Annotated in this window: 9 protein-coding genes; all 9 read right to left on the bottom strand. The window is 65.9% G+C overall.

Translation table 11 applies throughout. The features are described 5' to 3' along the window. Positions 1-101: 101 nt before the first annotated feature. Positions 102-437 (bottom strand): histone-like nucleoid-structuring protein Lsr2, encoded by a 336-nt coding sequence (locus tag JWN03_RS30160; protein WP_297622103.1) that lies wholly within the window; start codon positions 435-437, stop codon positions 102-104. 228 nt (positions 438-665) lie between these two features. Next, complete coding sequence (locus JWN03_RS30165) at positions 666-1,328, bottom strand: HAD family hydrolase (protein WP_297622105.1); 663 nt, start codon at positions 1,326-1,328, stop codon at positions 666-668. Then, positions 1,325-2,890 carry a mannitol dehydrogenase family protein gene (locus tag JWN03_RS30170; RefSeq protein ID WP_297622107.1) on the bottom strand — a complete coding sequence of 522 codons (1,566 nt, stop codon included), beginning with the start codon at positions 2,888-2,890 and terminating at the stop codon, positions 1,325-1,327. The genes JWN03_RS30165 and JWN03_RS30170 overlap by 4 nt, the downstream gene beginning before the upstream one ends. Positions 2,891-3,170: 280 nt before the next feature. Then, positions 3,171-4,400 (bottom strand): vWA domain-containing protein, encoded by a 1,230-nt coding sequence (locus tag JWN03_RS30175; protein ID WP_297622109.1) that lies wholly within the window; start codon positions 4,398-4,400, stop codon positions 3,171-3,173. After that, positions 4,397-5,644 carry an AAA family ATPase gene (locus JWN03_RS30180; RefSeq protein ID WP_297622111.1) on the bottom strand — a complete coding sequence of 416 codons (1,248 nt, stop codon included), beginning with the start codon at positions 5,642-5,644 and terminating at the stop codon, positions 4,397-4,399. The genes JWN03_RS30175 and JWN03_RS30180 overlap by 4 nt, the downstream gene beginning before the upstream one ends. 55 nt (positions 5,645-5,699) lie before the next feature. Next, positions 5,700-7,088, bottom strand: a complete 1,389-nt coding sequence (locus JWN03_RS30185; RefSeq protein ID WP_297622113.1) for a hypothetical protein — start codon at positions 7,086-7,088, stop codon at positions 5,700-5,702. 236 nt (positions 7,089-7,324) lie between these two features. Next, positions 7,325-7,630, bottom strand: a complete 306-nt coding sequence (locus tag JWN03_RS30190; RefSeq protein ID WP_297622115.1) for a hypothetical protein — start codon at positions 7,628-7,630, stop codon at positions 7,325-7,327. Between the two features lie 102 nt (positions 7,631-7,732). Further along, the gene (locus JWN03_RS30195) at positions 7,733-8,962 is read right to left on the bottom strand and encodes a helix-turn-helix domain-containing protein (RefSeq protein ID WP_297622117.1); all 1,230 of its coding nucleotides are present in this window, start codon (positions 8,960-8,962) and stop codon (positions 7,733-7,735) included. 97 nt (positions 8,963-9,059) lie between these two features. Continuing rightward, positions 9,060-10,529: an N-acyl-D-amino-acid deacylase family protein gene (locus JWN03_RS30200; RefSeq protein WP_297622119.1), complete on the bottom strand. Its 1,470-nt coding sequence runs from the start codon at positions 10,527-10,529 to the stop codon at positions 9,060-9,062. Positions 10,530-10,653 lie beyond the last annotated feature (124 nt).

The following is a 10,653-nucleotide window of genomic DNA, read 5'->3' on the forward strand; positions in this document are numbered from 1 at the left end:
GCCCACGGTGGCACTCCTTGTCGATCCTCGAGGAACTCCTCGTCACAGCCGACGAGGAGCACCCTGGAGAACCTAAACCATAGGGGATGCCACGCTTCTGCTTACTTGCTCGCGTCGTGATACGCCGAAACGATGCCCGCCTGGATCCTTCCCCGGCTCGAGACCTCATGACCGTTCTTGCGGGCCCACTCGCGGATAGCCGCACTCTGCTCACGATCGACGGCCGGGCGAGCCGTGCCGCTCTTGCCCCGCGGCGCCCGTCCCACCTTGCGAGCGTTAGCAGTCCACTGCTCGAGCTCACTCCGCAGTCGGCCGGCGTTCGGGCCCGACAGATCGATCTCGTATTCGGCGCCGTCGAGCGCGAATAACACGGTCTCCTCCGCCTCGGACTTTCCATCGAAATCATCAACGAGACTCACAACGACCTTGCGTGCCATGAACAGCGTTCCCTTCGGGTATGTGAAGACGTCCGGTGAATGCTACTGACTCCCGATTTCACCGTTCGCCGCAGCGAGCCGATCGGAGGATCGGACAACCCAGAGCCGATCGCTGATGGCGACGCGCGGTGTGGCCGGATCACCACCCGCACAACCAGATCCGGGGCGGCGCGCGACTCACCGCCGAGCTCGTCGGACACGCCGGACACGCCCGGCGGGCGCGCGGCTCTACGAGTTGGCTGCCACGACGTAGTCGACAACATGGTGCAGGTCCGGGTACAGCCGGTGGGCCAGACGCCGGGATTCGTCGGTGGGCCGCACCAGATCGGGGACGAGGATGCAGCGCAGGCCTGCGGCATGGGCGGCGCGCAGGCCGTTGGTGGAGTCCTCCAGCGCCAGCGTGTCGTCCAACTCGTACCCGAGTGTCGCGACTGCCTTCAGATACGGCTCGGGATCGGGCTTCCCGTTGACGACGTCCTGTCTGGTGATCACGGCATCGAAGCGGTCGGTGAGCCCGGCCAGTTCGAGGTGGTGGTCAGCTCTGGCACGGGAGGACGAGGTGGCGATGGCCTTCGGAATGCCCTGGCGCTCCAGTTCATCCAATAGAGCCGTGGCACCCGGCTTGGTCGTCAACTGCCCGGCGTCGACGAGCTGACGCAGGTGCACCTCGTGCAGCTCGAAGTACTCCGCGAGTGGGAAGCCCGGACCGTAGGCGTTCGCAGCCAGTTCCCGGCACCGGTCCGCCGGTACGCCGATCATGGAGCGGCAGAATTCCATCGGCATGTCGTAGCCGAGTTCGGCGCCCGCACTGATCAGCGACTCCATGGCCAGTCGTTCCGAATCGATCAGGAGCCCGTCCATATCGAAGACGACCGCTCGCACCGCTGTCATGCTTTGCTCCCTTCGAATTCCGGCGTGAGTCTGCGCCGCACCACGACATCGACGCCGTCGCGGGTCAGCTCGGCCAGCGCATCGCCGATCTGCTGTTGCAACCGGTCCAGTTCCGGCAGCGTGCCGAAGATATCGGTGCGCTGCAAGAACCCTCGGGTACTCCGGTGCGGATCCGCGATGTCGACCAGTGCTGTCAACGAGTTCTCGCGCGGGTCGATCAGCTCCATGACCGCGTCCGCACTATGACCGACGGCGAACCAGCGAATCCACGCGGCGATCAGCAGCGCCGCTCCCGGCGTCGGTCTGCCCGCGTCGACGTTATCGCACAGGGCCGCAACCACTCTGGGCATCATCTTGTCCGAGCCATTGCGGCCCACTCTGGTCATGTCGTGGCAGATCGCAGGGTTGCGGAAGCGAACCATCAGCTCGTCCACGGTCCGGCGCAGCTCGGCGGGCGGCAGCGCTAGTGTCGGCCCCTGTTCGCGCAGCATGAATTGCCGGGCGAGCGCACCGAGTGCGGGATCGGCGGCCGCCTCGGCGACGGTTCGATATCCGGCCAGCGCACCGAGGTAGGCCAGCAGCATGTGGGTGCCGTTGAGCAGGCGCAGCTTGGCACGCTCGTAGTCGGTGACATCGGCGACGAAACGAGCGCCCGCGAGTTCCCAGCGCGGACGTTCACCGTCGAAGTCCTCGATGGTCCAGGTCATGAACGGTTCGGCCGAGACCGGCACCCGATCCTCGAAGCCGCCCAACCAGTTTCGGGCCACCGCGGGGTCGGCCGGGGTGGTGGGTTGCACAATGCGGTCGACAACGCTGTTCGGGAACTGCACGTTGCGTGCGATCCAGTCGGCGAGGCCCGCGTCGCGCAGCGCCGCGAAGTCGATCACGGCGGTGCGCAACTTGCTGCCGTTCCCGCACAGGTTGTCGCAGCTGAGCACAACCGGCGGCGTGCCCCCTCGGCGGCGTACCGCAGCGAGCCCGTGAGCGAGCATGCCGATCGGTGTGATGGGTCGCTGCGGATGACGCAGGTCGTGACGGACCCGCTCGCAGTCGGTGTCGAGCCGGCCGGTGACCGGCGAGATGCAGTAGCCGCTCGCGGTGACGGTCAATGTGATGATCTTGATCCCCGGGTCGGCGATGCGCTGCGGGACGCCGATGCGATCGGACGGCGCGTGCACGGCTTCGACGATCGTGCCGACCACCTCGACCCGCGCATGCCCATCGTCGTGCAACAGCGTGGCGTAGAGGTTGTCCTGGGCACGCAACGCCTCGACCACGGTCGGGCGCGCCATGGCCACCGAGGCGATCCCCCAGCGGCGATCCGACGTGGCGTCGATGGCATGTTGAGTCGCCAGTGCCTGATGGGCACGGTGGAAGGATCCACAGCCGAGATGCAGGATCCCGGCCGTCAGGCTGCGCGGGGCGAAACCGGGCCGTGCCACCGCTGCGGGAAGTCGGCCGAGCATTGCCGCGGAGAGCCGGGGAATACCCGCGGGCGATATCTCCTGCGCCGCATCGAATCTAGTTTGCTGGACGAGAGAATCATTAAGCAGGACACGCATGCAGGACTCCGTCTGTACGAAAACATAAAAGTCGATCAGAGGCGTCGAATCAGCGCTGAATCAGGCGCAATTCGCACGCTAAGCCTGCCCAACCAAGTTTTCGTGAACAGCTGGGACTAGACCGTAAAGATCGGCCTCCTCCTGCTGACATGGGGATACGTCAAGAATCCGTAAATTGCCATGTCAAGTACCAAGAGTTTGCTGGAGAAAGCCGAACCAATCTCGAGAAATGTTTACTCGTGAGCTCGGTCACGCGTCCAGTTACGGATTTACCCGGTTGTCACCCGATTTCGACGACCCGCGCCCAATCCGGAGGCCCGTCCGGAACGAAATTCGGATCATCTTCCCGCCGGGTGCGCTCCCTGCGGAACAAACCCACCACTGTCCGGCACGGCGGCCGTGTGCTCGGCCATGGGGTCTGACCGTCCGTCAGCACCACGACTACGTCCGGACGTGGTTGTGCGCGTAGCGCTTTGGCGAACCCTGTCCGCAGGTCTGTGCCCCCGCCGCCCATCAGCGGTATCCCCTCCGCACGGCACAGTGGATCCGCGATCCGTGCCGCAGCGTCGCACGACAATACGGTGACCAGGTCCCGGCGGCCGCCCACAGCCCGAGTGACAGCTGCCGTTTCGAGTAGCGCGCTGCCCAATTCGGCGTCGCTGACCGATCCCGAGGTGTCGATGACCACGGTGACCCGCGGTGGTGTGCGGCGCAGGCTCGGCAAGACGACGCCGGGCACCCCGGCCGACCGCCGGGCAGGCCGGCCGTAGGTGTAGTCCGCACCGGCGCCGGAGGCGGAGGCTGCTGCCCGGATGGCCGCTCCCAGCAGATCTCGCCATGGTTGCGGCGGGTGCATCGCCTCCTCCGCCCAGCGCCGCCACCCCTCGGGTGTGTTGCCCGGGCTGCCGATGATGCCCTGCGCCACGCGGAATCGGACCCCCTCGCGTTCCTGTTCGCTGAGCCCGTCCGCACCGTCCGGCCCGAGTTCCCACTCGCGGTCCAATCCATCGGCGCCACTGCCGCAGTCGAGCCACGCCATGTCCTGCGTCAGCCGCCCGAGACGGAACTGATGCAGGTAGTCCTCCATGAGCTCACCATCGGACAATCCCAGAGTCGCCGGCATGACCGCACCCTCGGGTTGAACCAACCCGTCACCGAACGCGTCGTCATTGATCTCGGCGTCGGCGGCGATATTCATCCGCAGTCGTTCCGCCGGGCCGAAAAGGTTGTGGCGCCGTGCGAATCGGTCGCTGCGCCCGTGATGGTCACGCAGCAGGTGCGACACCTCGTGCACCAGTACCGAGGCCAGTTCCTCCACCGGTGTGTAGTCCACGAAAGTAGGCGAGACGTAGCACCGCCAGTACCGATCGACCGCCATTGTCGGCGCCCGGGGTGACTCGACGATGTGCAGCGCGAACAGGGCGGTCGACAGGTACGGCCGGGCACGCACCGCCAGCAGGCGGGCAGCAAATAGCTTGTCGAGATCCAGACGTGCGGTGTCCGCCGTCATCGGCCCGCCTTCGCGGCGACCCGGGCGGCAGCGCGATCTGCTCCCTGGGATACCGACACCATTCCCGCGAGTTGTTCGATGGAAGCCGGTACGTCCCAGTCGTTCCGGCGCAGCGTGGCGAGGGTGGTCGCCGGGACGACGACCAGGTCCGGCGCTCCGGTTTCCACGGCCTTCACCAGCAGCGTCCAGGCCGCGTCCCAGCGGGACTTCTCCGGGCGTTTGCGGACCGCAGCCACCACGCCGTCGAGCACCGCCTGGCGTAGATCGCCGCGTTCGGGCAGTTCCGCGGCGGCCGGATCGGCGAGCAGCACCTCCGGATCGGGGAGATCCATCCGGTCGATGTAGGTCAGTAGTTCGAAGCCGCAGCCGTCGCCGACAGCGCCGCGAACCAGCAGCGACAACACATCCCGGCTCGAGCCTGCCGCAACGGCGAAGGCGAGCAGCCGCAGTGTCATCTCCCAGCTGCGCGGTGAGGGCCAGGCGCCGCCCCGGCGTGTTTCGCTATTGGGCAGCTGATGTACGAGTTTGGGGCGGGCCGCGAGCAGCCCGCACACCGCGCGTCGGGCGAAAGCCACTGCCTCCGAGAGCTTTTCGGGATCGAGCGCGGGCAGCATCGCGCGGGGCCAGGTCCCGCCGAGGCCACGGACGACCACATCATGGTCGTGAGTCCACTGCAGATGCACAAAACGATTGGCCAGCGGCGGACTCAACTCCCAGCCGTCAGCCGCCGAGGAGCGCGGGTTGGCGGCGGCCACGATGCGGACACCGGCGGGTAGTCGGAGCGTGCCGATTCGCCGTTCCAGGACGAGGCGGAGCAGGGCGGCTTGCACCGCCGGCGGCGCGGTCGACAGTTCGTCCAGGAACAGCAGCCCTCGACCGGCCCGCACGAGGCGTACGGCCCAGTCCGGCGGTGCCATCGGGACACCCTGTGTCGCGGGGTCGTCTCCGAGGATGGGCAGGCCCGAAAAGTCCGACGGCTCGTGCACACTCGCGATCACTGTGGTCAGCGGGAGTTCCAGAGACTCGGAGAGTTGGGTCAGGGCCGCGGTCTTACCGATTCCCGGTTCGCCCCACAGGAGCACCGGCAGATCGGCGGCCACGGCCAGCGTCAGGGCTTCCAGTTGAATGTCCGCGCGCGGCTCGGTAGTCACCGCGCCCAGCAGAGTCAGCAGTTCTCCGGCGATATCGAGTTGCGGGGTGCGCACTCGATCGGATATGGAAGTGCACGGAATGTGTGACGGCATGTTTGAATCACCTTGGGGTTCAGTAGAATTGCGTGACCAAGCGAGCGTCGCGAGGTCAGCGTGAGGTTGCGTAGCGCGGATGCGCGCGCCGCGGTGGACGAGGGCTTCCACCGCCGTCGGGGCCGCAGGACAGCCCGGATCGAAACAGGCCGTAGGTGATCCGCCGTTGCGCGGCCGCCTCCAGTTCGTCTCGCAGCGCCCCATCGCGGAGCTGCGCACCGGGGCCGAGCAGGCCTTCGACCACAGCCAGCGCACCGGCAATATCGCCGTGGCTCAACCGTTCTCGAACACCGACAAGACAATCCGGGTGACGATGCGCTTGGTCGATCGCCTGCAGGCAGGGCAGCGGAGCGCCGGTCAACGCGACCAGTAGCTCCTCCCGCCGGATCTCGGCCGGGTGGTGATCCAGAGCGGTCAGCACCCCGTTCATCAGTCCGATTCGGTGCTGCTCTCCCCGGCATTCCACCAGGTGCGGCTGACCTGCCCGGTCTGTGCCGCACGATGTTTCGACCGGCGAATAACCCGGCACGAGGGCCGAGGCGACCATCGGATGCAGCCGATCGGCCGTTGTCGCACCGGCACGGAGCATTTCCAGATCGGGGAGTACCCGGGTCGCCGCGTCGGGTAGGACCGGCAAGGCGGATGCCTTGCCACGCGGGTATTTCTGCGCGATCCGCAGCAGCGGAGGATCGTTCCCTTGTGCAGGCCGCTCCACGACAACCCGGCGGCGCGCCCCGAGCCGCACCAGAAGTGGACCGGGCGGGAGCCCCTCGCTGCGCTGCAGAATCTCCGCCTCGGCCGCCCATCGATCGACAGCGAAGCCCTGCGGCACCAACTCCGCCAACCCGGGGTCCGTCACCACGCCATCGCCGAATTGCTCTGCCCCGGAACGTATCCGAAGCTCATCACTGCTGCGTGCGTCCCACAGGTGACGGTGGAGATCGAGCCGGAAACGCCGATCGGGGCGAGTATGCGGATGCAGTCTGACGCCTGCCCCGGACAGGGATTCGCCCCACAGCGCGAGACTGATCCGCTGACCGGCGTCCGCCCAGGCCGGGACTGTCCGGACCACCAGATGCACCGAACCTGCTCTACGGCAAGGCTTTCCGCGTTCCTCGGTGCGGTATCGAGCCAGCGTCATCGTCAGCCCCGGACGTAGCAACCCGTCGGGAGCAACCCTGGGCATATGCCAGCGCAGCAGATCCGGTGCCAGATGGCGCAGGTCAGCCCGCACACGGACGGCGAGTTCCCGGCCGTGAGTACGCGCCAGTGAACGCAAATCAATGTCTACATCGAAACCTGCTGCGGCACATGCCCCGCCCCAGTCCCCGACGCCACGCCGGACAGTTGCGGTTTCGATCATGGAAGGTGGCACAGCGAACTCGCGCACGCGCCGCCAGAGGGAAATTCGGGAATCGTTCTCATTCGCAATCGATGTGAGCATCAGCACTCACCGTGCGCGAATGAGACCCCCGATCCTTGTTCAGAATGAGTGATCATCGCACCGAGCATATCGCCACTCTCCGATCCGAGCCAGTCGAGGGTCCGGCGGCAGCGCGCGCACCGAGAAACCCCGCAGCTCAGGATCGCTCGGCGCGCCATTGCACTGCGGTGCCAGGCCGTCCCGACCTGGCGACTCGGTGGTGGAAAGCCTCCCGCGTCTTCTCCCTGCCTGCTGCGCTATCCGAGATCTCCCAGTGCACCCATGGTCTCGCGGTAGGCGAGCAGGTGTTCCAGGAATGGGAGCGTGTAGTGGTCTTGCAGCTGCTGGAGGGAGCCGGTGTCGGTCATGAGATCTGAGGTGGGGGCCAGCTCGAGCTCGTCGAACAACAGCACCTGCAGTTCGCGCTCGGAGTAGAGGTCGATGTCTCTGCCGATGGCAGCGCATGCGGCGCGGTGATGAGAGGCCGCTTTGCTCAGCAACTGCTGATGGTCGGTCGGTTGTGTCGAGATCAGAGCCGAGGGTCCGCAAACGGGTCCGGTCATGACTTCCATCATGGGCTTCGTATCCCCGCGAGGAAGGCACCGACACGCACGACCGCTGATGCCCCGCCAAAGAATCTGCTCGAGCAGCCTAGCGGCACTGCCTCAAGCGAGAGTTGCCACCGCGAGCAGTTTGGCCAGATCGCGCCTGATCAGGTGGTGATCGTGCCGGGCCAGTTTCTGCAGGGTGCGATGTGCGCGCCAGTCGTAGCGAATGTCTTCCGAACAGGCCCGCTCTACTTGGCGCAGTGCGAAGACCGCGGCGAAGTCCTCTCCGCGCAGGCTGTATGCGTAGGCCGTGGTCAGGAAGTATCCAACTCGAACGTCGATGGCGGAATCGTCCGGGACATCGGTCTCTGCCGCCAATCGGATGGCGTCGTCGACTCGCCCGAGTCGCAGGTTGATGTCCATTCCGGTGATCGCGATCTCCCGGGCCCCGAATCGGACTCGATGGTCCGAGGATCCTGGTGTGAGTTCGTCCGCGAGCTGTCCCGCCTGTGCGAGCAGTGCCGCCGCGCCCTCGGCATCCAGCTGTGCGGCCGCCGCTTCGGCGGCCACCAGCCGCAGCGCCCCGTCGACGAAGACCGCGCGATCGTCGTTCACGGCGTTCACCCGCAGCCAGTTCGACGCGGCGACCGCGTAATCGAAGCTCTCGGCGTGATAGCCCATCGCCAGCAGAACTCCGGCCATATGCCAGCAACTGATCGAGATGGCGAGTGGCTCGGAATTGCGGGCCAGGATGCCGATGGGCCGATCGGCGACCAGCCAGGCGAAGTTGTGCTCGCCGACACGGGTGAACAGCAGCCGAGCCAGGTGGTAGGCGTCGACGAGCAGCCGCCCGGACTCCTCGACCGGTCCCGCCGAATCGGATTGCGCCGCAGCGCGAACCGCTCGCGCCGCCACGAGCACCTGGGGCAGCTGCGCCGCCAGTTCCGTATACCGGTGCGCCGAGCCGAGCCATACCTGCCAGCACTGGTCCAGCACCTTCTGCACGGAATCGATTGTCGGCGAACCTGATTCGAGGTCGATTTCCGGATGCACGGACGGATGATTCATGACCGCCCGGGTCAGCGGCGCCATGTCCAGGCCCACATCGTGAGCGGTCGGCCGGTTCAGGGACGACCAGCCGACCAGCTCCATCGGACTCTCGAAATGCAGGACTTCGGCCAGCCGAGTGGCCATTTCGATGCTGTCGAGGCGGCAGCGACCGACCTCCACCTGACGGAGCCACTCCTCGCTCCGGCCGGACAGTTGCGCAACCACTCTGCGGGACAAGCCGAGACGGCGACGGCGTAGCTCGATGCGTTCCCCGGCTGTGAGTATCCGGTGATCCATTGACGATCCGAACCCTTCTCAGCGGTTCGGACCCGACCATCGAATCGCCATACTGCGGCTCACTAGCATTCTCGGGAGCTATTCTGCTCCAACATTCTCATCCCGGGTAGAGGGGAACACCGGGCAATCTTCCGGTGAGATGCCCTCGGTATAAAACAGGAATACCCGCAACGATGACATCATCGATTCCGGTGGCCAAACGGAATGGTCTGATATAGGTGGCGTGATCGCTGATCGCGGCGGGATCGATAACAATCAAATCAGCCATCTGGCCGGGCGCGATGGTGCCACGATCGCACAGCTGGAATCGCTCGGCCGGACGGGCGGACAGGTGCACCACAGCCTCTTCCCAGGTCCAGTCTCCTAGTTCGATGACATGTCTGCGGATCAGCCGCGCGAAAGTGCCGTAGCCACGCGGATGTGGTTGCTCACCGATATAAATACCGTCCGACCCACCCATATGCGCATTGTGGCGCAACAATTCCCGAATCGATTCCTCGTCTTCGGAAAAATCGATCACCACACCGGCGTCAAGTGCGGTATCGACAAGTACGTCGGCACAGAGATCAGCCGGATCGACCCCGGCCGCGTCGGCGGCATCGGATATCCGCATCCCTATCGCCCATCGGTACGACCCGGATGGCACATGCGACAGCGTCAATGTCCGCCACTGCTCCGGATCGCTTTCCGCGGCGAACCGGCGGCGCGAAGTCCGATCGGTCAATCGATCGAGCACGTGGTCGAGTTCGGCGCCGCCGAACCAATCCGGCAGCATCCGCGCCAGAATGCTGCATCCACGCCGGTAAGGATAGGTGTCGTAGGTGATGTCGATACCGCTGCGGCGGGCGGCATCGATCAGCCCGACCAGCTGACCGCTCGGACCGTGGTAGTGCGAAACATGCACCGCTATCCGAGCTTTGCGACCGATCTCGCAGGCCTCCACCATGCCCAGATCCGCCTGATGACCGTATCCGCGCATATGGGTCACGTAGGGCAGCTCCCGGCGCGCGGCCGGCGCGCAGAGCGCGGCAAGCTCGTGCACTGTCGCGAATCGGCCGGGCAGGTAACCCAGACCTGACGAAATGCCTGCCGCACCTTGATCGATGCCCTCCTCGACGAGCCGGACCATGGCCGCCAGCTGATCCCGATCGGGCGCCTTCGGCGATCCCCGCATGACGCTGTATCGAACGGTCCCGTGCGGCACCAGGTACACGGTGTTCACTGCCGTCGTACCTCGATAACCGTCGAGCAGTTCCGCGACGGTCAGCGCCCGGCCGGAGCCGATCGCGGACTCCCCTGTTCGGTCGGCCCGGTAGCCGTTGACCGCGGCGAAATACCTTGACACCCAGGCCAATGCCGCTGCCGTGGCAGGCGCGAAGGACAGCCCGTCCTGACCCAGGACAACGGTGGTCACCCCCTGCCGCAGTAGCGCCAACTGTGGGCCCTGCTCGTTGATGACCGCATCACCGTGCAGATGAGCATCGATGAATCCGGGTACCACGTAGCGCCCCGATGCGTCGATCTCGTTCCGCCCGTGCGCTCCGTCGCAGGCACCGATCTCCCGCATCCGATCGCCGACTACGCCGATGTCTGCACGGTAGCCAGGTCGACCAGTTCCGTCTAATATCAGGCCGCCACGAATTAGCAGATCGAAATGCATTGAGCCCGAAGTTAACCGATCACTAACCGAT

This window comes from Nocardia sp. (genome assembly GCF_025465275.1).
In the GTDB taxonomy this organism is placed as follows: Bacteria; Actinomycetota; Actinomycetes; order Mycobacteriales; family Mycobacteriaceae; genus Nocardia.

Bases quoted from the DNA above. Each gene is read 5' to 3' on its own strand.
- JWN03_RS30200 (WP_297622119.1), bottom strand. From the start codon at position 10,529: ATGCGGGAGATCGGTGCCTGCGACGGAGCGCACGGGCGGAACGAGATC.
- JWN03_RS30190 (WP_297622115.1), bottom strand. From the start codon at position 7,630: ATGACCGGACCCGTTTGCGGACCCTCGGCTCTGATCTCGACACAACCG.
- JWN03_RS30175 (WP_297622109.1), bottom strand. From the start codon at position 4,400: ATGACGGCGGACACCGCACGTCTGGATCTCGACAAGCTATTTGCTGCC.
- JWN03_RS30195 (WP_297622117.1), bottom strand. From the start codon at position 8,962: ATGGATCACCGGATACTCACAGCCGGGGAACGCATCGAGCTACGCCGT.
- JWN03_RS30170 (WP_297622107.1), bottom strand. From the start codon at position 2,890: ATGCGTGTCCTGCTTAATGATTCTCTCGTCCAGCAAACTAGATTCGAT.
- JWN03_RS30165 (WP_297622105.1), bottom strand. From the start codon at position 1,328: ATGACAGCGGTGCGAGCGGTCGTCTTCGATATGGACGGGCTCCTGATC.
- JWN03_RS30180 (WP_297622111.1), bottom strand. From the start codon at position 5,644: ATGCCGTCACACATTCCGTGCACTTCCATATCCGATCGAGTGCGCACC.
- JWN03_RS30160 (WP_297622103.1), bottom strand. From the start codon at position 437: ATGGCACGCAAGGTCGTTGTGAGTCTCGTTGATGATTTCGATGGAAAG.
- JWN03_RS30185 (WP_297622113.1), bottom strand. From the start codon at position 7,088: ATGCTCACATCGATTGCGAATGAGAACGATTCCCGAATTTCCCTCTGG.